This window comes from Paenibacillus sp. strain BS8-2, assembly GCF_054483835.1.
In genome coordinates this window covers 2,363,521-2,388,090 of sequence record NZ_CM137010.1, presented here as the reverse complement: position 1 = coordinate 2,388,090, position 24,570 = coordinate 2,363,521, and the positions used below count along the sequence as shown (strand labels likewise).

Below are 24,570 nucleotides of genomic sequence, written 5' to 3'. Positions count from 1 at the left end.
ATAGGTATATCATAGCGCCATTACTTTCGCAAGCCGTCTACTTTAGCTTACTTTCGTCTTACATGTCCCCGTCCGGAACTTGTGACGCATGCAGCCGCATTCTAAGCGTCGTTCCGATGCCTAATTCGCTTTCGATCTCGATTTCACCATCATGATTGTTAACAATCTTATAGGTCACAAGCAGACCAAGCCCTGTTCCTTTCTCCTTTGTCGAATAGAAGGGTTGTCCAAGCTTCGAGAGCTGCTCCTTCGTCAGACCGATGCCGTCGTCTGCTACACTTACTTGCAGGAAGCGGCTTCCCTCCTGCTTGAGCTCGATGATAAGATGTCCGCCATCCGGCATCGCTTCGATTGCATTCTTGATGACGTTAATGAATGCTTGTTTCAACTGAAGCGATATGCCGAGCACCCATGCGTGCTCCTTCATGATCCGATGTTGAATCCACACACGATGCGCAGCTGCCTGCGCGCCGATCGCAGCTGAACACTCGCTCAGCAGCTCTTTGAGGTTAATCGGCTTAAGTTCAATCGCTTGCGGTCTGGACAACATGAGCAGCTCGGACACGACACTTTCGATGCGGGACAGATCCTCTTTCATGATGGGCAAGAATTGCGTTTCTCTCACCTTTCCAGATGCGATCAACTGAATAAATCCTTTTAACGAGGTTAATGGATTACGAATCTCATGCGCAACGCCAGCAGCAAGCTCGCCTGCAATCGAGAGCTTCTCTGCATTAATGTAGAGCTGCTCCTTGCGCCTGCGCTCCGTAATATCGCGAATGATCACTTGTTCCGCTTGCTTGCCATTATAGTTTGTTCGCATGCGAACCATCTCGGTCAGAATAAACCTGCCCTTCAGCGTATGCCAGTGCAGCTCGATCATCCGCCACCCGCTACCCGATTGATCCGGCTCCTGATCCAGCCATGTTTGCATCTCGATATGATTGCTGCTATGAAGCATGGAGAAGATGCAGCGACCGAGCAGCTCTCTCTCATTCTCGGCTTCGAATAGTCGAAATCCGGATGGATTGAGAAATTCCCACTTGCCGTCCACGATGATCGCGATCGTATCGGTTGAATTATCAACGAGAAGTTTATATCGCTCGTCCATTTGATTGTATTTTTTGAGCCCTAGCCAAGTTGTATAGGAGAATGTAATCATAAGAACAACCATAACGCCCAGTATGAATGCAAGCAGCATGAGGTAGTGATTGAGTCTATCAAATGTCATCATAAAGCGATACTCGATGGTGAGCGCGTTCATACCGATCGCATGTAAGATCATGCTGCTGATCCCGACAGAGATACTGGCAGCTGCATACCGCCATTGCGACTTGTGGCGAAGCAGGATAAACGCGAAGTAACATCCAACAAAGCTGACAAGGACGGAATAGAAAAACAATGGCATATCGAGCTCGACACGGTGGATGGAGTAGCCGAACATCGAAATATAATATAAAGACACAACGCCTGCAGACATGAGGCCAGCAGATGCAGCTTCGACTAAACGAGGAGGTAGCTGGCTTGTTTGAAAACATCTCAACGATAAGGCTGCCAGACATGTTGTTGTGGAGAAATGAAGCATAATCGTCCATTCCAACTGCAACATGAAGTTTGAAGCCAGTAGGAATACGACATGCATCGTCCATAATCCGAGCGTAAAGACGAGTGCGGGTCCTATGAAGCTGGAGAGGGAAACTAGCAAGCTGCCGGATTTCCACTTCCACTCCATATGGAAGGTTACATACGTTGCGAAGGTGATAAGAAAGAGAGAGAGCAGCAGAAAGGAAGGACTCCCGAACTGAAACAGTTGATTCATCGCGCTCCTCCAGGCATTAATAGTGCAACACATATTAGTAAAGTTCGACATTTTTAGGAAATTTCCTCTTCGAAAAACACGAATTCTGTCGCTTCTGCGCCAAATGCGATCCTTTTTTTCTTGATCTCGACTTATAGCAATGCTAGATTGGGTATACAATAGACAATAATAGATTGTATATCGGAATTGGAGGAGTCTTCTATGAAGATTGTAAAAGAATTTAAAGAATTTGCGATGCGCGGCAACGTCATCGATCTTGCGGTCGGTGTTATTATCGGCGGCGCGTTCGGCAAGATCGTCACATCGCTCGTCAATGATATTATTATGCCCCCAATTGGGCGCATACTGGGAGGCGTCAACTTCAAGGATTTGAAGATCGCTTTGGTCGATGTTGCAACGTATGATGGCAAGCCGGAAGAGCTCCCGTATATCAAATACGGCCAATTCATCAACGTCCTGCTCGACTTTATCATCGTCGCCTTCTGTATCTTCCTGCTCGTCAAAGGTATCAACGCGCTGCGCCGCATCAAAGAAGAGCCTAAGGCAGCGCCTGCCGCCCCTACAGAGAAGGAATGCCCATACTGCTTGTCCCAGGTGCCGATCAAAGCCACGCGCTGCAAGCACTGCACCTCCCATCTAGACGAGTCCGCCGCCAATGCCTGAGGAACGATTCGACATCTATGATGAAGCCATGAATCACATCGGCACAGCTACTCGGTCAGAGACGCATGCGAACGGCTACTGGCATCGGTCCTTTCATTGTTGGTTAATCCGCAGCGAAGGCGATCGCCGTTTCGTCCGATTCCAGAAGCGGCAACAGACGAAGGACACCAATCCGGATCGTTATGACATTACTGCAGCGGGTCATCTATCTGCCGGGGAGACGGTGCGTGATGCTGTTCGTGAGATCGAAGAAGAGCTTGGTATAACCGCCAAATTCGAGGAGCTTATTCCACTGGGACAAATTCGCGAGGAAGCGAGCGGAACCGTCCGGGGTAAACATATTATCGACCGGGAAGTTAGCGATGAGTTTGCGCTCGATTGCGACATGCCGTTATCCGAACTCAAGCTTCAGCCAGAGGAAGTCGCCGGTGTCTACGAAGCCGATCTCCCCGGTATGCTTGCCCTCTTCAGCGGCGAGCTGGATTGGCTTGAGGTACGCGGAGCTGAGCTCTCGGATGATGGTTCAGCGTTAACACCATGTATACAAGTAGTTAGGGCCAACGAATTCGTCCCTCGAAACGGCAGCTATTATATCGATACGATGCGAATGCTATTACGCTTGTCTGCAAGAAGTTGAAGCGATGGTGCAAGGTGAAAAAACACATAAATTCATAGAATTCAAATAAGGAGAGGCTGCTGCGGCAGCCTCTCCTTATTCGTTGATATAATTTAGTAGAAACCGTTACCGAATCCTCCGCAGCCACAACCATGACCGCGATCAAATGCATTCCTGACACAAATATCAAAGGTAACAATAGCCGCTCCCGCTCTACCAAATCCGCAAGCTACCTTCACGCAATCATGGCCTGGTCTCTTGAAAAAACAAACGGTACGGCAATCGGATGTCAACAGACGGTTAACCGCTCTCGCGTCGCAATGACGGATAGCCGCAACCAGTTTCCTGGCGTTGCTGCGCTTGCGAAGCTTGCCGAACGTATTGCTGAGCTCGCGCCCTGCCTCTTGCACGCCGGCTACAGCCCTTCCGCGACGATGCCTGTGGCCGTGATGGGACACGCCTCCCACAAACTCTCCTCTACCACAGCAGCTGCTTACTTCCACTCGATCGGACATATAAACCCTCCTCTCTATCACGCTTACACTAGTATATGCGTGACGAGCTAGCCCGCTTGGGTAGATTCGAAGAGTCATTCGCGTAAATAAATCTTATTAGCTGCACACACGCTATTATCTAACCTACCGAAAGCATTTGGGATGCTGATAGCGAATTCATTTTCGAAGCCTACATCATGCCAAGCTCATTTAATTTATCTTTTGAATTTCATAACTCGGCTCGACATCGATATTGATACCGACATAATTTCCGCTTTTCACTTCCAAAGTATATTTATGATCGACTTCGACGTTTTTCACCGCTGGATCGCTTATTGTTCCAATAACAATTGTAATCTCATCATTCGATGACAATAAGTATTCGATTGTACATTGATTGCAAGTAAAGTAAGGCATTCGATGATTCCATTCGAAACCTTGTTTCGTTCTGAACACGCTAGATATTGAAATTGCATGATCTTCAAGATTTTTAAAAACTACAACTGTCTCGTCGTTAATGTTTTCTTTGTCCAACAAAACACCGTTCACTTCTTTTAATCCTTTGTCAATCGACTCGTCTTCAGATACATAAAACAACTTTTGGTTAGATGATGCATCACATGAAACCAAAACTAAAAAAAATAACATGACTAGGTTAAACATCATCAATCCATCTCTCAAAGCCATATTTCAACGCCTCCTAATTGAACATTAAAAGAATTGGCTCTTATATTTAACTTTTGGGACCTATCGAACGTTTTAAGAATCGCTGCAAATAAAGATCTGAAACCTCACCTACACTTCACTACGCATCATGGTGGTGACTCAGGAAAGTCTTCATGAAGAAGAATCGCCACTTCGCTGTGGAGTGAAGTGTAGCCGCATCCGAACTGTTACTCTAATAATGATTTACTTCGCGATTTGAATCAGCCGTATGCTCAGCAAACGACGTTTTTCTTTGTAAGATTTAGCACTAATGGTCACTGCCTGGTCACTATATTGGAATATAAGTTTAGGATGAGTGACATAACGGATCCAAAAAAATACTTAAATACAAATGTTTACAAAAAATGGTCTTTATACTATATTTGTATTGTATCACAAAAAAAGGGTTTCGGGAGGGAATGGAATGAGAAAATTTTTGGTTTTGGTAATTGTTCTATTGCTTACATTTTCAAGCACGATCTATGCAAGTAATGAATCAAACGAAGTACCTACAACTGAGGGCATCATAGGAATCTACGACAAAGAGTTAGGCGGAACTATTGTTGCAGTTTATACTGTTGGTTCAGATGGTAGTTTAGTAGAAAAGCCACTAAGTCAATATGCTAAAGAAATTAAAGAAAATGTTGTACCATATGAATATCAAACTCCAAGACTGAATTCTCTTTTAGAGCAAATAGGAGCGTCTTCAAAACCTGTAGTGTCGTTAATGCCTTATGACTTCTACTACTACGAATATATTGAATCATCCACTTCAAATTATACTGCCGCTACACGAAGAGTAAGTGATGATTTCACCTGTACTTATAATCCAAATGGTTGCCCTCTTGCAATTGGCTTTTCTACTACTACTACAAGTGCTTTTTCCTCGAATGTCAATGTACAAGCCAAAAAAGATGCGGTCACTGCAGGAATTACTTTCGGGTATACTTATTCAAGTGCCAGCGCAACAAGTACAACATTTACTGATCTGGTACCTCAAGGAAAGACTGGTTATGTTGGCTTCCAGCCATATATGAAACAGAGCCAAGGGACATTAAAATATTGGCATCAATGGGGTAGCAATACCACTTTAGTAAGTTCTGAGAATGCATCAGTTTCAGTTCCACGAACTTATTCTACTGGTGGAAACACTTATACACTTGGGAATTACCTAATCGTTCTTACTAATTAAGAAACACAAATATCACGGTAGTGCGACATTTGGGCCATCCAATGACATTAAAATCTAGATACAAAATGACGCGGGTTCGGAGATCTCCGAATCCGCGTCATTTTGGTGTAAATGAAATGCTGATGAAGGGAATTGAACCCCCGACCTACGCATTACGAGTGCGATGCTCTACCCCTGAGCTACATGGATGAGAAGATCAATGTCAGCAGCGTAAGTGTGCGGCTTATTCTTCTCGCTAAGGGACTGAAGTCATCGAAGCAGCGACGACGCAACAAAGCTCATCAACCCCTCAAGTGCGCGCTCAAGCTGGAATGCTCTGGAAAACCGACACGACCCCGTTTGCTTGGTTGGAAGATCGCTCCCCGGTGTTTGCCCTTCACGCCAACATCGACGACGCGACAGGCATCGTGACCGGTGCCGTGTTTATGCCCACTGAATGCCGAGAGGGATATTCGCTCGTGATGATGCAGGGCATCAAAAAGCATGGTGTGCCGCTCGGGCTATAGCGACCGTCACACGATCTTTCGCTCACCCAACGAGAAGCTCACTTTGGAACAAGAGCTTGCCGGCATGACGAATCCTCCCTCCCACTTTGGTAAGGCGATGCACGAGCTCGGCATCGAACATATCACAGCAATCACGCCGCAACCCAAGGGGCGTGTAGAACGCCTGTGGTTGACCTTGCAGAATCGCCTCGTCATCGAACTGCGGTTGCTAGGCATTAGCACGATCGAGGAAGTTAACAAGGTTCTACCTAAACTAATCGCCAAACACAACAAACAGTTTGCGGTGGCCCCTGCTTCCTCTAATCTAGCGTATCGTAAACTGGAGAAAGGTGTTCAATTGGAGCATATCTTTACAATTCGCGAGTATAGCAAGTTAGGAACGGGAAAGACATTATCGTATGGCGGCACGATCTATACCTTTTCCAAAACTACTCATGGACGATGGGATGCCAAAACGGTTGTCGAAGTCCGTGAGACATTGCGTGGCGAAGTGTTCGTCTGGCATAACGGAGAGGCACTGGCGCTCAAGTAAACACAAAAGCCGACCCCAACGCTAGAGAATAAAAAGAAAAAGGCGGGTGCTGCGAAGCCACGCAAATCCGCCGACGATCATCCTTGTAGAAGGACATATCGAATACAACAAAACCAACCCTAGAGTACCACATTACATAGCCAAATCCAAGCCACCTGACGGTGGCTTCAAAAAACAACAGGGGTGACATTTTCACTGAGCAATTAGGGTGACATTATCTCAGACAATTGATAGACTTTTCCGTATTTTTTGGCTCAGGCTCGGAAACGCCACTCCTGAGTCGGTATGTCGACAAGCGCTCCGGCATACGTATTAGTAATCTCTATCAATAACACAAGAAAGCGGTGATCGCCCTCATGTTTTTCCGTCAGAACAAGCTTCAGATCGAGCTTCCCCCATCCCCTTATGCGGATCCCAATGCGGCTGCGGCTGTACAAGAACTGCTCGGCGGCAAGTTCGGGGAGATGTCCACGCTGAACAACTATATGTACCAATCCTTTAACTTCCGCAACAAACAAAAGCTGAAGCCATTCTACGATCTTGTCTCCAGCATAACGGCCGAAGAGCTTGGCCACGTCGAGCTCGTATCCGCAGCCATCAATATGGTGCTGGCAGGCACCACAGCACCAGGAGATCCGGATTCAACACCGCTTAGACCCGGTCTGGACAAACGGAATAGCTATTTCTTTATCAGCACGGCCCAAACTTCGTTAGCCGGCGACTCTATGGGCAACGCATGGCGCGGCGATTACGTGTTCAATAGCGGCAATCTTGTGCTTGATCTGCTCCATAACTTCTTCTTGGAGTGCGGGGCCCGTACACATAAGATGCGTGTGTATGAGATGACCGATAATCCTACCGCTCGTGCTATGATCGGCTACTTGCTCGTACGCGGCGGCGTTCATGTCTTGGCTTACGCCAAGGCACTGGAGATCGCTACAGGCGTGGATATGAAAAAGTTGATACCGATCCCGAACCTTAGCAACGATCACTTCGAGACAGCACGCAAATACGAAGCAATGGGACTTGGCAACAAGCTCTACACGTTCAGCCCTCAAGATTACAAGGATGTCGTTCTGATCTGGAACGGACAGAATCCACAAACCGGAGCCAAGCTGGAAGTCATTCAAGGTGCGCCGGAGGGTGGTCCGATGTTTGATCTGGACGCTTCCCCCGAAGAGTTCGCGCCTGGGATCTCGGAAGAAGATTTCCTCGAGATCGCTGCGAGGCTCAAGAAAAACGCGGGGCTGTAACCGCCTTTCCCCTTGCGTCTTACATCCTAGCATACTCCTGCTCCACGCCTTGGCAAATATCCCTTCGCGGCAGGCTATGTTATACTAAACCTGCTAACATCCATTACTCTAGCGAAGGTGATTTCCATTATGCAATGGCTAGCCATGCTTACCATGCTCATTGATCATATTGGCGCCGTATGGTTTCCGGAAGACTCTACTCTCCGAATCATCGGCAGACTAGCATTTCCGCTCTACGCTTATGCAATTGTCATCGGCTACTTCCGAACAAGGAATTTGAACCATTACCTAATAAGGATGGCGGGGCTGGCCTGCTTGTCGCAAATTCCCTATATGCTTGCCTTTCAAGTCTGGGAGGTCAACGCAATCGCATCGTTGTTTGTCTGCTTGCTTATGTTGACGCTGCTCGATCGTTATAAGGACAATCGACCGCTACTCGTATTGCTTATCGCTGCTGCCGTAGCGCTGCTTGAGCTTATTCCGTTTGATTATGGCGCCTATGCGCTGCTGCTTGTTTTCATCTATCGTTATGCGAAACCGGCGAATGTGGTCTGGCTGCATCTCGTGCTCAACGTAACAATGGTATTCGCCAAGGGCTGGATCATCCAACTATTCAGTCTGTTTGCCAGCATCCTGATTATCTATCTTCCCGTGTTCTTGCGCACATTGGATCGCGTGCAAGTCCCGCGTTTGTTATGGCGGAGCTTCTATCCGCTCCATCTAGCGTTGATAGCCGTAGGCGTCCACTTACTGACTTAACTTCATTAGCTGCCGCAGCTAACCTACTGTCACATATCCTCGTCCAACTTTTCGAGCAACTCGTCAAGCTCACGCTCACACTCTTCGGTCGAGTGCCATGCGGACTCATCATTCAACAACTTACGAAGATAAAGCCGGACGCGGTCAGGGAGCTCCAGCTCTTCTTCCCAGCTCTGCTCACCTTGCTCCTCTCCCGCTTCATATCCGGCATACATGATAAAGAGAAACAAATGCCCAAGACCGAACCAGTCGCTAGATGGATGCGGGCCCCGCATACGATGTTTGATCGCGCCCGCGCTCCCCGTGAGCAGGTAGCTGTCTTCGCCTAATGCCTTGCGAAGCTCCTCGGGGAGTTTCTCCCCTATCGCGCAGGAGAGTCCGAGATCAATCAATCGCGGCAGACCATCCGATAGAATAACATTCGGAATCCGGACGTCACGATGAACGTAACCGGCGGCATGCAATTGTTTCAGCGGCTGCATAAGCTGTTTAAGAATCATTAGCCCTTCTCTTACGGAGAAGGTTTGATTATTCTCATAGATGGCATACTCTAAGTTATAGCCCTCGATATACTCCATGATTAGACCTTCCTGTTTGCCATCTGTCACATAATTCAAAGGCTTAGGAATCTGCGGGTGCCAGACCGCCTGCATGATTCGATATTCTCTTCGCAAGAGCTCAATGCCGATGTTGCCCTTGCTAGGTTTGTTCCGCTTTAGGAGTACGACCTTTCCGCTCATTAGGTCTCTGCAAGCATATGCTTGGCCGTAGCTGCCCATACCAAGAAATGTTTCGACCCTGTATCGTTTGCCCCATGCTTTGCCCGGCTGCAGCGGATAATCCTTGAATTCGGTTATGAATTCGGTCCACCTTGTCTTTAAGCTTTTGCGCATGCCATCAACTCCTGTTCTATTAGCTTATCGCCCGCTGCCATCAATGTCGAGGGACAACATCTATGAAGATAAAAGTCTAGTTAGGCAAAGCGCGGAGAAACCTCCCTTCGTAATTGACGTATACATGGTTAAGCTATTCTATTACCCGATTACATGAAGGAGGAAATAAAATGTTAAGACGTATTCTGCATTCCCTCACCGGACGTCACGGACATGGTTACCACCACTACAGCAGCAGTGATTTCAAGAAAGGCTACTATCCGCCGCCTCATTACCCGCCATACCCGAATCAACATGGCCATCACCACGGGCCGCCTCATTACCCGCCTAACCAGCATCATGGGCAACCGCCATACCCGAACGGTCATTATCCCGGACCGCCGCCGCACCCTAACGCACATGGACAATATCCGGGGCAACCGCCGTATCCCAATCAGCCGCCTCATTACCCGCATCCTCCAAGATATAACCATCATTACGGACACGGTTACTATAAGAAAAAATGGAAATACAGCAGTTCGTAGGACCTGCATTGTCGAATGATGGCATAACATTTTGTTACATTGGAATTAAAAAATGTTAGGAAACTATGAGCAAAGTAAACAAACTTCTCACGACAGTTTCATAAGAGGCTAATCTGTTCTCGGTATAATGGGAAAAACGCAAATCGGAGGTGCATGACATTATGATGCGAGTCCTAACCTTCAAGAATCGTTCAGTCCCTGTCTATTACCCTAACGAACAATCGGCATCTGTAGAGCTGCTTCACCATAAATTGTACGAGATGGAACTGGACTTCGATTTCAGGAAAAAGTGGAAACGGATCAAGTCGGTTGAGATGGTGCGCGATGTCGCCATCTTCCAGTATAACGACGGTACCAAGCTTTACCTTGAAGTGAGTTGAATTGTACAAACGAAAAACCTTTCAACCGAACGTATTTCGGTTTGAAAGGTTTTTTCATTGAGCTAATCGAATTCATAGCGCTCGCATTGCGATTCATTAAAAAAGAAAAAACCATGCTCCCCGTTAGGACGGACAACATGGCACATATTCATCAGCATTTCGATCGCACACATCATCTTGCTCGTCTAATGACTCTTCACTGTCTACTGAAGACATTCCACGAAACATCGTCGTATCCATAACGGTTGGCTCCATGGGTCGACCGAGCAAGTAGCCCTGCACATAATCGCAGCCCCAAGCCTTCAACATTTCATATTGTGCTTCGTATTCCACGCCTTCGGCCACCACTTCAATACCAAGCTTCTGGACGAGTCCAATGATGGATTCCACGATGTGGCGCTCTGGGCCTCCTAAGTCGAGCTTTTCTATGAAGCTTTTGTCGATCTTCAAACTATGGATTGGCAACTGCTTTAAGTTGCTAAAGGAGGAGTAACCCGTACCGAAATCATCAAGCGCAAGACGTACGCCAGCGGCTCGCAGCCGGCTCAGCGCTGCAAGTGCCACATCCGAGGTGTGAAAGAGAAAATGTTCTGTAATCTCAAGTTCGATGGCGGACGGCTCCAGCCGATGTTCCTCCAGCACAACCAACACCGTCGACGTAAACGTCGGATCCTGGAGCTGCAGCGGTGAGATGTTAATGGACATCCGCATATCGCTAAGACCATACCGGCGTATTTGGGCCAGCATCTTGCAGCTTTCTCGCAGCACCCATTCCCCAATGGGAAGAATTAGACCGTTATGCTCGGCAATCGGAATAAATTCATTCGGCGAAATCATGCCGAGCTCAGGGTGATTCCAACGAATAAGAGCCTCCAGCCCTCTCAACCTTCCGTCCATCAATCTATAGATGGGCTGATACGTCAGGTGGAATTGTCGCTGATACAAAGCCGGTCTCAGTCCTGTTTCGATGGCGATGCGACGGTCCATACGTATCGAATCTTCCGATTGATAGAAGGATACGCGGTTGCCTCCCATATCCTTCGAAGTCTGAAGTGCCGATTCCGCCCTGCAGATCAGCGTATCGCTCGTGAGACCGTCTTGCGGGTAGTAGCACGCACCAATGCTGGCCATGAGATAAAGCTCAGTGCCATTCTCAATGACAGGACATTCTACAGCATATTTGATCGTATCTACCGCTTGCCAGCACAGATTCTTATCTTCGGGTTCTTGCAAGATGTACAGAAATGAATGGCTGCCCCAATTGCAAAGTACCGGGGGATTAGAGCCTGATAGCAGCCTGCCCGTTTCCTCCAGTCTGCCCATCATCATTTTGAGCACCGAATTACTAAACTCTGCGCCTTTTGTATCAACCACGCGATAGAACCGATCAAATTCTACAATAGCGACCAATAATCGGTTGCCTCCCGCACGCGCCAGCTGAAGACTAAGCTCGACTAACGCATAGGCATCTTTCCTGGTCAACAATTGTGTAGAACTTCCCATTTACATTCACCCCTTATTATCCACGCACCTAATTTCCATTACGACCATAGTCTCATAGATATATTAGAAATATACGGAAATACATTTTAGAAGTTTGTTAGAAAACCAAGCTTTCTCCCAATACAAATACAAAGAACCGCCGCATTGGGTCATGGCTGACCTAATACGGCGGTTCTTGCGCCGATCGATAGAGAGGTATTGTCCAAACCATTACAATCTCAGTTCACGGCCTGTGCCGAGTACTTGTAGCCAAACCCCCACACGGTGCGGATAAGCTTCGGTTCCCTGGGATTAAGTTCGATCTTCTTTCGCAGATTAACGATATGTACATCGATGGCCCGATCCGTCACGAATGAGTCGAATCCGCGAATGGCGTTAATTAATTCTTCTCGGCTAAACACCTTCCCGGGGTGCGCCAAGAACAGCTTCATTAATTCGTACTCCGAGAATGTCGTCTCTACTAGTTGTCCTCGCACTAACAACAGCCTTCTCTCGACATCCAGCTGAATCAGTTCCTCGGCAGCTGTGGAAAGCAGCTCTGTTGCTGCAGCGATCACGGTTGCCGCTTCTCCGTAGATGACGTTGGAACGACGAATCAGCGCCTCTACACGAGCAGTGAGTTCATGCATACTAAAGGGCTTGCACAAGTAGTCATCCGCCCCAGACTTTAACGCCTGCACCCTCTCGGACACTTCGCTCTTCATTGACAGAATCATAATCGGTACGGTGGAAGTCTTGCGAACTTCCATACATACCTCGATTCCGTCCAAATCGGGCAGAATTAAGTCCAACAGAATGAGATCAGGCATGAAGCTGGAGGCAAGCTGCAACCCCTTGTCGCCGCGAAACGCCTGACTGACTTGGTAGCCTTCTTCAGTCAAATACATAGAAATCATATTGCTCATCATTACGTCATCTTCAATAACCAATACTTTATACATCGGCGTCACCCTTAATCCATTGAAGATTCGTGTCTTAGTAATTCTACTATACATGACAGCGGCCTAACGAACAACAGATTGTTAGAAAAATGTTAGATGATTCTGTCGAATTGTTGTCCGGCCTCTCGCAATCCTCGAAGCAGAATCGCTAGCTTCTCTTCCAATTGGATGACTGCATCGTCTAATTGTTTTTTGTTCATGTTATTATCTTTCATCCGAGCGCCCACTTCATCCACGGCAGCCCCCAGTTCCGATGCCGACAAATACCCTGCCGCGCCTTTGAGCGTATGAAGCATACGGAGTGCCTTATCCCTCTCGGACATCTTAAGCGCGAGACGCAGCTGATCCGCAAATCTCTCGTAATCCTGACGGAACTGCTCGATCATATGGCGCAAGATCGGCAGCTTGCCGTTTACCCTCTCCAGCGCGCTCTCTACATCCATCCCCACGACTGGCCCAAGCGAAATTGCTGTCGAATCCGCAGAGATCGACTTCCGCTCCTGCCATGGCGATCGTCTGTCCTCATGAGCAAGCTTCTCTTGTCCGTTTTCCGCCAGCTCCTTCTGCTCCAACCAGTAGGCTACCGTTTCTTGCAAGCGCTCCACGGAGAGCGGCTTCGTCATTACATCATTCATCCCGAGCTTCAAGTATCGCTCATGATCCTTTTTCATGACATTGGCCGTAACAGCGATAACGGGAATCGAAGCGAACTTCTCCTTGCTCCTCATAATCTTAACGACCTCCGTGCCATCCATCTCCGGCATATGAATATCCATAAGTACGAGATCCCAGCTTCCTCGCTCCAGCTTATCGAGCGCCTCACGCCCATTCTCCGCCAGTTGGACTTCATAACCCGCGTCCTTAAGCATCTCGAGAGCAACCATCTGATTAATAATATTATCTTCAGCCAACAGAATTTTCGCTGTACTCCGTCGCTGCTTGACTGGCTCGTTCACTTTCCCCTGACCGGGCGTTTGAAGTTTCATCGTCGCTTGCTCCGTCGCATCCTTAAACGCCTTAAGAAGCGCCGTGCGCGTGGCAGGCTTCGCCAATATGGCGGCTGGTCGATTATCATAAGGCAGCTGCAATAGCTCATCCCTGCCAAAGGTCGTTGTGAGCGCCACTACCGGAACATCAAGCTGTGTAGCCACCTCGTGCATATCCAGCCAGGTGTCGGTGCCGAACATATCCGGCATCTCCATGTCTGTCAGCAGAATATGCGGACGCGCGCCTTCCCCAACGATTCGCAGCCTCTCGAACATCGTCTGCCAGCTTCTAAACACGATAGTCGTTAGGCCCATGCCCTCCAACAGCGTCGCCCAATGCTCGCGCATCCGCTTATTGTCTTCCAGTATCCATACCGTTTGTTCGATCGAGAACGGCTGCTTACGATCCGCTCCATCGATTCGATCCGGGTCGATATCGAATGGCAATGAAAAGTAGAACCGGCTGCCGATTCCTTCTTCGCTGGACACGGATAAGGTCCCGCCCATAAGCTTGACGAGATTCTGCGAGATGACAAGCCCAAGCCCTGTCCCGCCAAACTTCCGCGTCGTAGAACTGTCCGCTTGGGTAAACGGTTGAAATAACCGATCCACTTGATCCTTACTCATGCCGATACCCGTATCCGTGATGACGAAACGGATCCACATCTGGCCCTCCGATTCTTCCTCCGCTTGCAGCTCCAGCTTAACGAGGCCTTTGCCGGTAAATTTAATTGCATTCATACACAAATTCAGCAGCACTTGCTCAAGCCGCAAGGAATCCCCGATCAGCGTCTGAGGCAGACGTTCCGGTGTATGGATCATAAATTCGAATTGTTCCTTGCCGCCAAGGAATACGCTTAACTGGATTGCGATCCGATTGAGCAACTCCTCCGGCTTGAACGGGAAGCTCTCGACTTCGACTCTGCCTGCTTCGATCTTGGAGAAATCGAGCACGTCATTGATAATACGCAGCAGGGATTCGGAGGACAGATGCATCTTATCGACATAATCCTTCTGAACAACCGATAACTCCGTCTTCCGCATCAGTCCGCTAAGTCCGATAATTCCGTTAAGCGGAGTTCTGATTTCGTGGCTCATTAGGGCAAGGAAGCTGCTCTTTGCCTTATTAGCCTCTTCCGCAGCGAGCGTCGTACGGACGAGCTCCTCCTGCACCAACCTCTGCTCGGATGTATCCCTGGCGATACAAGAGAAAAATTTCTCGCCCGTACTTTCATCCTCATGCAAGACAAGCATCATCGACACGTACAATAATTCACCGTTTGCCCGCTTCATCTGCAGGTTGCCATTCCAGAAGCCCATCTCGATGGCCTGTTGTCTGCCTTCCATTAATTGATCGTGCATAGAAGGATCGACATACATCCTGGCCAGCGGAACCAGCCGATCATCTTCTGGCACGCCAAGCAAGGTTCTGCCCGTTCGATTGATATATACGATACGACCTTCCATATCGATGGATGCGATCAGGTCCTGCGCGGATTCTACGATATTAAGCAGCCGATTACGAGCGTTCTCTACATTCTTTCTGTCGGAGTTATCTCGAACCATACCAACAACGCCGGTAAATTTGCCCGACCGATCTCTGAGGCCATTGGAGCTGTGCACGGTCGGTATCCGTGTACCGTCCTTATGAACGAACGTCCACTCTCGCTCATAAGAGAATTGCACTTCCCTAAGCGCGCGGAATACATCGAGACCTGCCCTGACTTCGTAACCTAGCTTTGAAGTTAAGAGCTCCGCCTCGCGTTCAATCTCTTCCATATCCATAAACAAGAGAGGAGTCGCATGACCGGCAAGCTCTTCTGTTTTGTAACCGAGCATCTCTTCTGCCGTACGGTTCAAATAAGTGACACGGTATTGATCGTCAAGGACGATGAAACCATATTGATTCTGGTTAATGATCGCGCTCAACCTGTCGAACATCTCTTGCAAATGCTCCATCATTCCGTTGACGGAATGCGCGAGCTTCCCAATCTCATCAAATTGCGATGTGTCCAGATGCTCTGCTTCGAGCTGCCCCTCCGCCGCTTGCTCCGTCACGCTTAAGATTCGCTCCAGCCGCTTGACGATCTTCTCGAAGTACAAATAGAAGAAGATACCGATAATCATCTCCGATATCGCAATCGTCGTTACGGTGCGCCACAGAATAGGCGTTAGCATCTCTTCCATCTTGGAGACCGGTTCAGACATCGCGATCCGCCATGGCGTCCCCTGCACCTTGGAATAAAACACCATGTACGCCTCGCCTGATTCATTCATGTTAGCTCTGCCTTCATTCTTGACTAACATGTCATGCGAAATTGCCGCAAGTACTGGATCTTGGTTAATGGACACCGATTGCTCCAAGGAACCTTTGGAAGAAAAGATGATATCCCCTTCGTCATTATAGAATCGTACCGAATTGGTATCTTGAGTGAAATCAAAAAATTTGGTAACAGACGTAAAAGGAATCGACGCATAAATAACGCCAACGATATCGGTCCCGCTCCCATAAACGGGAACGGCTATATAGGATTGCTGGACAAGCGAGTATTCAGGCTTGAATGGATCTGTTATCGTGACCGTTCCTTGCATCGCCGCAGCAAAAAAAGCTTCGCCGCTCATATCACGGTCTGTCCCATCGCTGCGTACGGCAATACCGCTTGTATCAATAAAGCCGATTGTATGATAGGCGAAACCGCTTCGCACCAGCTCCCGCTGGAAATAGGTTCTCCTCTCAGACGATGAGCCGTAACGGACAACATCCGTACGGCTCATCACCATGACCTCCGCACGGCGGATATCAAGCCAAGCTTCGATTGAATCAGCCTGCCCGCTCAGCTGGCTGCCGATCTTATCCATCTCCGAGCGAAGCATCGTTTTCTTAACCGCCGAATAATTGCCGACTCCGGCAATCAGCAAAGGAATTAAGGAGATGAGCACGATAAAGATCATCCCTTTGGTTCTGAGCGACATTTTGTTCACAAGGATCATCCCTCCGGTGTTCATTCCTGTTAGCCCGTTTGTTCATGCGAATTCGAATCCAGCTTGAGACCAACACTGCTGCTAAGCGTATCCCGGAAAAAGTTCTGTTGTTCCTGGGCAAGCTTCTCCCATGCCTCTATGCAGCGGGGATCGAAATGCCTTCCGCTTTCTCTCAGCATGATCACCATTGCTTCTTCGTGAGACATCGCCTTTCTGTATGAACGCGACGAGGTCAATGCGTCATATACATCTGCCACAGCCGTTATCCGCGCGACTAACGGAATTTCTTCTCCCGCAAGCCGATCCGGATAACCGCTGCCATTCCACTTCTCGTGATGCGACCGGATCACCGCAAGTTCGTCGATCATGAATCCAAGCCGCTTGCACATGTCATACCCCGATACGGGATGCGTTTCGATTACAGTACGCTCTTCGTCCGAGAGTTTGCCCGGTTTGTTAAGAATCCCATCCGGAATGGATAGCTTCCCAATATCGTGAACAAGTCCACCTTGCGCGATCGCGCGGAGCTTGGACAACGATAGTCCGAGCTCTTCGCCAAGCTTTAGCGCATACATTGCTACTCTGTAGTTGTGGCCTGCTGTATAAGCATCTTTAGCTTCCGTCGCAATGACGAGCTCCTTGACGCTAGACGAGATATATGTACGGATCCAATCCTCCGGATTGGCGCGGAACAGTCTTCTAATCGAAGTCGTCAACGACCCTGTGCTTAGATGGTCCTTAACAATACCAATCACCATAACGATGACGGATGCCAGCAGCAGGAAATGATACAGCCACCAGCTCGCCTTCCAGGTTTGTCCGGTAACCATAATCAACTGTGCACCTAACATCCAACCGGTACTGTATGCGATAGCAAGCTGCAGCGGCAGCCTCGATGCCACATAAGTCTGGAGATTACGATAAATCGTCCAGCCATTTAACAGGAAGATTATGCAGGTCACTCCCCACATTCGGACCGTATCCTTCAGCATGAGGATATGGGTAACACCCGGATCCCGCCAGAGAAGCAGACCAAGCACCAACAACAGCACTACCCATGCAGGGAGCAACAAACGCTGATACTTGGCAAGAAACCTTACAAAAAGATGGTCGCCCGAAATCGAGCACATCCACAACCAGAAAGCCGCGAGCAATGTGCTGAATTGAGCTGCGTGGCTGGCAATAGACGGGTGATGCATGAGGAAGCCAGGTGTAGACAAGCCATGTAAAATAAACATCCCGGCAAGCGAGACATAGGCCAGGGACAGGAAGCTGACCTTAATATTGCGGATCCGCGTCGCCACAATTCCGACCGCAACGGCCACGCCGAGTGCGAGTGCAGAAACTAGGCTAACGATGTAGAAATGTCCATCGGGCGTCTTAAACATCCCGTCATACGGCGTTAGCCGAATACCGAAAAAAAAGACCAGCGGGAAGATTAGCCAAAAGGCTAACCACGCAAACACTTTCCTATCCTTCTTCACAGTGTTCCTCCTAAGGTGTCATGATCAAAAGCATAACTTAAGTCGTTAAACCTGCGATCCATATGTCCACTTCGTCCTTTGACATCGGACGTTGGATGTAATAACCCTGTATAATGCTGCAGCCGGCGCTTCGGAGATATTCGAGCTGATCCTCCGTTTCGACGCCTTCTGCAATGAGCTCAATATCAAGCTGCTTGGCCAGCATTATGATCGTCCCGACGATCGCGCGTTTCGATGGCGATTGGTAATCTTGCATATACAATCGATCAATCTTCAGTGTCTGGAACGAAATTCGATCGATTGAACCTAGGAAGGAGAATCCCGATCCGAAATTATCCATGGATACTCGAACGCCTAGCTTCTGCAACGGCGCTAGCTGCTCCTCCGCCTCCGTTGCATAATATTTAATCGTAGATTCCGTAATTTCTAGCTCCATTAGATGAGGTTCGATTCCGGAATTCGCAAACGCTGCATCGATCATCTCCTGCAGGCTGCGGCTCTCGAAGATATGAGAGGATAAATTAACAGAAACGCCTAATTTGACCCCTTGCTTGTCGTTCCATGCCATACAATCTTTGCAGGCTTGCTCCATCACCCATCTTGTCATAGGAATAATAAGTCCTGTCTCTTCTGCCACAGGAATAAATTCATCCGGCGGGATAAAACCAAGCACAGGATGCTGCCATCGCAGGAGCGCCTCGAAGCCAATCGGCTTCTTGAACGCATCGTTCCACTTTGGTTGATAATGGATCGTGAATTGCTGCTGGATTAGCGCGGTACGAAGACCCTTCTCGATCTCCATGCGACGGGACAATCGAATCGCAATCTCATCGTTATAGGTACAATATTGGTTTTTGCCTAGACTCTTAGCGTAATAAAGCGCGGTATCAGCCGCCTTGAGTAATGTATTTCGATTCGTCCCATGCTGCGGTGCGTAACTAATTCCGATACTGACCGTGATATACAACTCGTTGCCCTCCAGCCAATAAGGCCTGCGCAGTTCCTCCAACAGTTGAGTTGCCAAAGTCTCCACATGCTGCTGCTTCAGATCGCTGATCAGCATGAGAAACTCATCTCCCCCAAGCCGGAAGACCGTTCTGCCGCGGCTTACGAATTGTTTCAGTCTCTCTGCTACCTCTTGTACCAACAAATCTCCCATATCGTGTCCTAATGTATCGTTAATCAGCTTGAATTGATCGAGATCGATATAAAGGATGGAGCTGGTATCACCTGGATTGAGCTTTTCTTCGAACAGTTGATTCATTGCGTGCCTATTGGGCAAACTGGTCAATGCATCGTTGTAAGCCATCTGCTTAAGCGTGCGTCGCTCTCTAAATAATGAAATCCAAATGATTAACACCAAAACAAACATGACAAGGAATATAGAAAATAATATATTTGGATTTATTGCTGCTATCTCACTTTCGCCTCCCGGTTCCGCCGGAGTTTCGTGCCAGAATTCGGTGGCCTTCATTCCGGTGTAATGCATGCCCGTTACCGCTATGCCCATCAAGAACGCGGCAACGCACTTATACATATTGCTTAATGCATGTTTCTTGAATTTGATAAACAGATATAACGCCGCATAAGAAGCGACAATCGCAATCATGAATGACAATACCCGCAGGAAAGGATCATACGTCAATTTCGTGACATCCATCACCATCGAGCGAATTGCTGTTTCATGCATGGAGACGATACCCGCGCCCAAAATTAAACCGCCTATCGCGATCTTAAGCCGAGTCGTCTTCTTGCCCAAAGTTACATAGAAGGCCAGTATACAAGCCACAATACTAATGAATAAGGACAAGTAAATCAGTGGCATCTCATATGTCACGGTCATCTCCATGTGAAAGGCGATCATGCCGATAAAATGCATGATCCAAATGCCGCATCCCAATATATTACCGGATACGAGCAGCCAGCCGAGTCGTGCTTTGCCATTTGAATGGGATGAACGATAGACCAATTTAATCGCGGAATATGACGTAATGAGAACGATGACAAAGGAAACGAATACGATCCACCCGATATAACTTTCATCTATATGAATCAAGAGATCCCTCCCCTTGTCAGCAATTGTCGTTTTTATTCTAACATTAGATTTGCTCGACATGAATAGCCGATATGGGAAACGATCAGGTTTTTTTATTTAGGATTAAGGTTTTTCGTACAGGCTTTTGGTATAGTAGGTGAAGAATTGCAAATTGAAGGGAGTTATTAAGAATGAGCAGTCACGACGAAACGCGTCCAAACGAGAAGAAAACAGATATCGGCGCGGAAAAAGAAGAACGTTATACGTACGAACAAGAAGAAGCGGAAGCGCTTGCCGAGGATCGTTCGGACGAGGAGTTGTACGAAGAGGAAGGCGATGACGCACGCAAACAAACAGCGGCAGCTGCTGCTGTCGCTCCTGCGGCCATCCAAGCTTCGACACCTGCGACACAATCCTCCAAAAAAGGCGGGGCACTTGGATGGATCGTATTGTCCGCGGTGCTCGTAGTGGCACTGATCGTCGTACTCATCAAGCCGCCGTTCGGCGGCAATAATGATGCTGTAGCGACAGTGAACGGAACGGACATTACAAAGGATCAGCTTTATGATCTGCTCGTAAACGCAAACGGCAAAGCCGCGCTCGATAACCTCATCGTAGAGAATCTGGTGGAGCAAGAAATGTCCGCAAGCAACATCGCGTTCTCCGATCAGGACGTTACGGACGAGATGGAAGCATTGAAACTTCAATTCGGTACAGAAGAAGCCTTCCAAGCCGCTTTGACTCAGAACGGTTACACAGAAGAGGCTCTTCGCCAAGATATGAAGTTGTCTGCTATGATTCGTAAGGCTTTGGAAGCCAAGACCGACGTAACGGACGAGGAAGTTCAAGCCTACTTCGACGAAAATAAAGCGATGCTCGGAGGTTCTGCTGAGCAAGTGCGTGCCTCCCACATCCTAGTCGATACTAAGGAAGAAGCGGATGCCATTCTAGCCGATCTTAAGGCCGGCGCGGACTTTGCTGAAACAGCCACAGCCAAATCGAAGGACGGTTCTGCAGCAAATGGCGGCGACCTTGACTTCTTCAGCCGCGGCCAAATGGTTGCTGAGTTCGAAGAAGCAGCATTCGCGCTTGGAGTCGGCGGAATCTCCGAAGTCGTGAAGAGCGAATTCGGCTACCACATCATTAAGAAAACGGATTACAAAGCTGCTGTAGAGCCGAACTTCGAAGAGAAAAAGGCCGCAATCCGTACGCTGCTTATCGGGCAAGAGGCTCGTACGCAATCCGACGCATGGATTACTGAGCTTCGTGGAAAAGCAAAAATCACGAATACGCTCGAAGAAGAAGCGCCAGCCGCTTCCGATGCTCCTGCAGCATCCGACGCACCTGCAGCTGAATAGAATTTCATAAAAGTGCGTGAACAACCTCTATAAGAGGTTGTTCACGCACTATAAGGCGATGTCCCCGAAGCAAGAGTTTTCTCGGGAGGCATCGCCTTTTTGATGAATGCTGGACCAAACTCTCGTCCTTTACTCCTGCGCTGCTTTCATGCACAATGTAAGAACAAATTAATTTGCTGGAGGTTATCACGATGTCGCAACATACGGTATCCACTTATCAGGATACGTTCGAGATTTATGAACTTCAAGAAGCCGCTTCGAATTCTCGTATTCTGGTATGTCCGGAGCGCGGTGGAATCGTCATTGGTTGTCAGCTGCATGGCGAGGAGCTCTTCTATCTCGACAAATCCACGCTTGATAATCCCGCCGCTAATATCCGGGGCGGCAATCCAATCCTATTCCCGATCTGCGGGTCGCTCGAGAACTCGACCTATCAATGGGAAGACCGTACCTATCATATAGGGCAGCACGGGGTCGCCCGCAATATGGCTTGGGAAGTGATCGGCACCTCGGAAGACGGAGAAGCATCGCTCACACTCCGTATACGCGCGAACGAAAGCACGCTTGAAGCATTCCCTTTCGACTTCGAGCTAATCTTTACCTACGCGCTAGTTGATGGCGAACTGCATACTCGCCAGCAATATCGTCATCTCGGCCAGGACGGTCCTATGCCCTTCTATGCCGGCTTCCACCCTTATTTCGCTATCGAGGGAAGCAAGGACATCGCCTACGATACTGATGCAACCCGCTACATCGATTACAATGACAATGTAATCAAGCCGTATACCGGAGCCGTTGATCTGGAGCCTATGAAGGAATCGTTCTGTCTGCTCGATGCCAAGCGCAGCGACATCTCGTTCCCTAACGGCCGCGGCAGCCGCGTGCGTCTGACATACGATCCAATCTTCAAATATGTTGTGATCTGGACGCTTAAGGATCGCCCCTTCGTCTGTGTGGAGCCGTGGATGGCCCAGCCGCTCGAATTAAACCGCGGCGAAGAGCTCGTACTGCTGCAAGCCGGCGAGACCCTGGGCGCCAACATGATAATTAGCGTAGAACGCTAAATATCCTCTCTGCTATTGGGTCAAACCAAGACAAGCCTCCGCTCCCCTTGTAGGGGACGGAGGCTTGTCTGTTGTTCTATCTTCCTGCCGATTGTTACAACAGGCCGTGAGGTTGCATGTGCAGTCGAATCAGTAACCCTCGCCTTTGCCGCCGGATACAATAGCAATGCTAGAGCTAGCGCCAATACGCGTAGCGCCGGCAGCAATCATCGTAAGCGCGGTCTCCAGATCACGAACGCCGCCAGATGCTTTTACTCCCAAATCGGGTCCCACTGTCTTGCGCATAAGCGCGATATCCTCTTCCGTAGCCCCACCTTTACCAAAGCCCGTCGACGTCTTGACGAAGTCAGCGCCCGCTTTTACACATAGCTCGCAAGCGAGTATCTTCTCCTCATTCGTCAGCAAACCTGTCTCCAGAATCACTTTAAGCGGTGCTTTGCCTTTGCACGCTGCTACAACACCTTCTATATCACGTAAGACATTTTCCGTGTCCTTCGACTTCAGCAAGCCGATATTAAGCACCATATCCACTTCAGTCGCGCCATCGGCAATCGCCTGCCCAGCTTCGAACGCCTTCGAGGCCGTACTAGTCGCGCCTAGAGGGAAACCAACGACAGTCGTCACGCCCACTCCGCTGCCTTCGAGCAGCTTTGCAGCCAGCGGCACCCATCCTGCGTTCACGCATACCGTCGCAAATTTGTATTCACGCGCTTCTGCGCAGATGGTTTCGATCTCGCTCTTGGTGGCATCGGCTTTCAATATGGTATGATCGATCATCGCAGCCACTTGGGCGGATGACAGTTGATCGTTATTCGTCATGTGTGCACGCCTCCGATTACGGAATTTGTAAGCTATACGTACCCATTATACGAAGCTTTAGGACAAACAACAACTTGTCCATTCGCATCATACTACCGCTCAGGTTTACTTTGACCTGTCCAATAGGCTATTATTGGAGGGATTCGGCGATAGGCCGGAAGAAAAGTCCTACATGCTAAACAAGGGAGATGCTAGTGAATGGAAAATATGTTGTCCAAAATAAAAGAAGCCGCCTCCTATATCGAAAGCAAACTTGAAACCAAACCGCAGATTGGTCTGATCCTTGGCTCCGGTCTCGGCGTTATGGCTGACGAAGTAGAGAATGCCATCGTTATCCCCTACAGTGATATCCCGCACTTCCCTGTCTCCACAGTTGAAGGACATTCCGGGGATCTCGTCATTGGCGATCTAGAGGGCAAGAAGGTCCTCGTCATGAAGGGACGCTTCCATTATTACGAAGGGTATTCGATGAAGGAGGTCGTCTTCCCTGTCTATGTCATGAAGGAACTCGGTATTGAAACGCTGCTCGTTACCAATGCTGCAGGCGGCATGAACCGCGAGTTCGCGGCAGGCGATCTCATGCTCATCACCGACCACATTAATCATACAGGGAGCAATCCATTGATCGGCGAGAATGTGGCAGAGCTCGGTCCGCGTTTCCCGGATATGTCCCAAGCCTACAACAGGGAGCTACGCGCCATCGTCGCCTCTCAGGCCGAAACGCTTGGCATTAAGCTGCAGCGCGGTGTATATGTCGGCATCTCCGGCCCTACATACTGCACGCCAGCCGAATTGACCATGATGGCCCGCTGGGGCGCAGATGCTGTGGGCATGTCCACCGTGCCTGAAGTAACGTCCGCGAACTATTGCGGAATGAGAGCCGTTGGCATCACATGCATCACGGACATGGCGATTGGCGACGAGCTTGAGCCGTTGACCCATGAGCAGGTCGTTAAGGTCGCTAATGAGACGCGTCCGAAATTCATCTCGCTCGTAAAGGCGTCCGTCCGCGCATTTTCGGTTTAGTCGAACAAAACCTCTTACCAGGCGATTTCCGGTTGT

At 48.8% G+C, this 24,570-nt stretch carries 20 protein-coding genes and 1 pseudogene; 11 read left to right on the top strand and 10 right to left on the bottom strand.

Going from position 1 to position 24,570, the window contains the following annotated elements; all coding sequences use genetic code 11:
• Positions 1-58: 58 nt before the first annotated feature.
• On the bottom strand, positions 59-1,819 hold the full coding sequence (locus ACX1C1_RS10495) for an ATP-binding protein (protein ID WP_458957021.1): 1,761 nt from the start codon (positions 1,817-1,819) through the stop codon (positions 59-61).
• A gap of 201 nt (positions 1,820-2,020) precedes the next feature.
• Between ACX1C1_RS10495 and mscL the strand changes: the two genes are divergently transcribed.
• Both mscL and ACX1C1_RS10485 read left to right on the top strand, forming a co-directional pair.
• Entirely contained in the window at positions 2,021-2,482 is a 462-nt protein-coding gene (mscL, locus tag ACX1C1_RS10490) for a large-conductance mechanosensitive channel protein MscL (protein WP_458957020.1), read from the top strand.
• Positions 2,475-3,119 (top strand): NUDIX hydrolase, encoded by a 645-nt coding sequence (locus ACX1C1_RS10485; protein WP_458957019.1) that lies wholly within the window; start codon positions 2,475-2,477, stop codon positions 3,117-3,119. Before mscL ends, ACX1C1_RS10485 begins: the two co-directional genes overlap by 8 nt.
• 92 nt (positions 3,120-3,211) lie before the next feature.
• Here the strand turns inward: ACX1C1_RS10485 and ACX1C1_RS10480 are convergent, their stop codons facing one another.
• Together ACX1C1_RS10480 and ACX1C1_RS10475 are read right to left on the bottom strand one after the other, a co-directional pair.
• The gene (locus ACX1C1_RS10480; RefSeq protein ID WP_458957018.1) at positions 3,212-3,613 is read right to left on the bottom strand and encodes a hypothetical protein; all 402 of its coding nucleotides are present in this window, start codon (positions 3,611-3,613) and stop codon (positions 3,212-3,214) included.
• Positions 3,614-3,802: 189 nt separating this feature from the next.
• Positions 3,803-4,279 (bottom strand): hypothetical protein, encoded by a 477-nt coding sequence (locus ACX1C1_RS10475; RefSeq protein ID WP_458957017.1) that lies wholly within the window; start codon positions 4,277-4,279, stop codon positions 3,803-3,805.
• Between the two features lie 442 nt (positions 4,280-4,721).
• Here ACX1C1_RS10475 and ACX1C1_RS10470 point away from each other — a divergent pair, with 442 nt between their 5' ends.
• From ACX1C1_RS10470 to ACX1C1_RS10455, 4 genes and pseudogenes are all read left to right on the top strand, one after another.
• Positions 4,722-5,489: a hypothetical protein gene (locus tag ACX1C1_RS10470; protein ID WP_458957016.1), complete on the top strand. Its 768-nt coding sequence runs from the start codon at positions 4,722-4,724 to the stop codon at positions 5,487-5,489.
• Between the two features lie 159 nt (positions 5,490-5,648).
• Positions 5,649-6,650 (top strand): annotated as a pseudogene (locus tag ACX1C1_RS10465) (ISNCY family transposase); the annotation flags it as partial.
• Positions 6,651-6,883: 233 nt separating this feature from the next.
• A complete protein-coding gene (locus ACX1C1_RS10460) occupies positions 6,884-7,780 on the top strand; it encodes a manganese catalase family protein (RefSeq protein ID WP_458957015.1) in 897 nt (298 codons plus the stop codon).
• Between the two features lie 129 nt (positions 7,781-7,909).
• Entirely contained in the window at positions 7,910-8,539 is a 630-nt protein-coding gene (locus tag ACX1C1_RS10455) for a TraX family protein (RefSeq protein ID WP_458957014.1), read from the top strand.
• Positions 8,540-8,568: 29 nt separating this feature from the next.
• Here ACX1C1_RS10455 and ACX1C1_RS10450 read toward each other — a convergent pair whose 3' ends face one another.
• Positions 8,569-9,432, bottom strand: coding sequence for a serine/threonine protein kinase (locus ACX1C1_RS10450; protein WP_458957013.1), 864 nt, complete (start codon positions 9,430-9,432; stop codon positions 8,569-8,571).
• A 170-nt stretch (positions 9,433-9,602) separates the two neighbouring features.
• Between ACX1C1_RS10450 and ACX1C1_RS10445 the strand changes: the two genes are divergently transcribed.
• Positions 9,603-9,956, top strand: coding sequence for a hypothetical protein (locus ACX1C1_RS10445; protein ID WP_458957012.1), 354 nt, complete (start codon positions 9,603-9,605; stop codon positions 9,954-9,956).
• A 161-nt stretch (positions 9,957-10,117) separates the two neighbouring features.
• The gene (locus tag ACX1C1_RS10440; protein ID WP_458957011.1) at positions 10,118-10,336 is read left to right on the top strand and encodes a hypothetical protein; all 219 of its coding nucleotides are present in this window, start codon (positions 10,118-10,120) and stop codon (positions 10,334-10,336) included.
• Positions 10,337-10,459: 123 nt separating this feature from the next.
• On the opposite strand, the gene ACX1C1_RS10435 is transcribed toward ACX1C1_RS10440, so the two are convergent.
• The 5 genes from ACX1C1_RS10435 to ACX1C1_RS10415 form a co-directional block, all read right to left on the bottom strand.
• Entirely contained in the window at positions 10,460-11,839 is a 1,380-nt protein-coding gene (locus tag ACX1C1_RS10435) for a putative bifunctional diguanylate cyclase/phosphodiesterase (protein WP_458957010.1), read from the bottom strand.
• A 218-nt stretch (positions 11,840-12,057) separates the two neighbouring features.
• Positions 12,058-12,780, bottom strand: coding sequence for a response regulator transcription factor (locus ACX1C1_RS10430; RefSeq protein ID WP_458957009.1), 723 nt, complete (start codon positions 12,778-12,780; stop codon positions 12,058-12,060).
• Between the two features lie 92 nt (positions 12,781-12,872).
• Positions 12,873-16,739: a response regulator gene (locus tag ACX1C1_RS10425; protein WP_458957655.1), complete on the bottom strand. Its 3,867-nt coding sequence runs from the start codon at positions 16,737-16,739 to the stop codon at positions 12,873-12,875.
• A gap of 38 nt (positions 16,740-16,777) precedes the next feature.
• The gene (locus tag ACX1C1_RS10420; protein ID WP_458957008.1) at positions 16,778-18,232 is read right to left on the bottom strand and encodes an HD-GYP domain-containing protein; all 1,455 of its coding nucleotides are present in this window, start codon (positions 18,230-18,232) and stop codon (positions 16,778-16,780) included.
• Positions 18,233-18,269: 37 nt separating this feature from the next.
• On the bottom strand, positions 18,270-20,288 hold the full coding sequence (locus ACX1C1_RS10415) for a putative bifunctional diguanylate cyclase/phosphodiesterase (RefSeq protein ID WP_458957007.1): 2,019 nt from the start codon (positions 20,286-20,288) through the stop codon (positions 18,270-18,272).
• 170 nt (positions 20,289-20,458) lie between these two features.
• On the opposite strand from ACX1C1_RS10415, the gene ACX1C1_RS10410 reads away from it, so the two are divergent.
• Together ACX1C1_RS10410 and ACX1C1_RS10405 are read left to right on the top strand one after the other, a co-directional pair.
• Positions 20,459-21,625 (top strand): peptidylprolyl isomerase, encoded by a 1,167-nt coding sequence (locus ACX1C1_RS10410; RefSeq protein ID WP_458957006.1) that lies wholly within the window; start codon positions 20,459-20,461, stop codon positions 21,623-21,625.
• A 191-nt stretch (positions 21,626-21,816) separates the two neighbouring features.
• Entirely contained in the window at positions 21,817-22,689 is an 873-nt protein-coding gene (locus tag ACX1C1_RS10405; RefSeq protein ID WP_458957005.1) for an aldose epimerase family protein, read from the top strand.
• Positions 22,690-22,818: 129 nt separating this feature from the next.
• Here ACX1C1_RS10405 and deoC read toward each other — a convergent pair whose 3' ends face one another.
• Complete coding sequence (gene deoC, locus ACX1C1_RS10400; RefSeq protein WP_458957004.1) at positions 22,819-23,508, bottom strand: deoxyribose-phosphate aldolase; 690 nt, start codon at positions 23,506-23,508, stop codon at positions 22,819-22,821.
• Positions 23,509-23,706: 198 nt separating this feature from the next.
• Between deoC and ACX1C1_RS10395 the strand changes: the two genes are divergently transcribed.
• A complete protein-coding gene (locus ACX1C1_RS10395; RefSeq protein ID WP_458957003.1) occupies positions 23,707-24,534 on the top strand; it encodes a purine-nucleoside phosphorylase in 828 nt (275 codons plus the stop codon).
• The last annotated feature ends 36 nt before the right edge of the window (positions 24,535-24,570 follow it).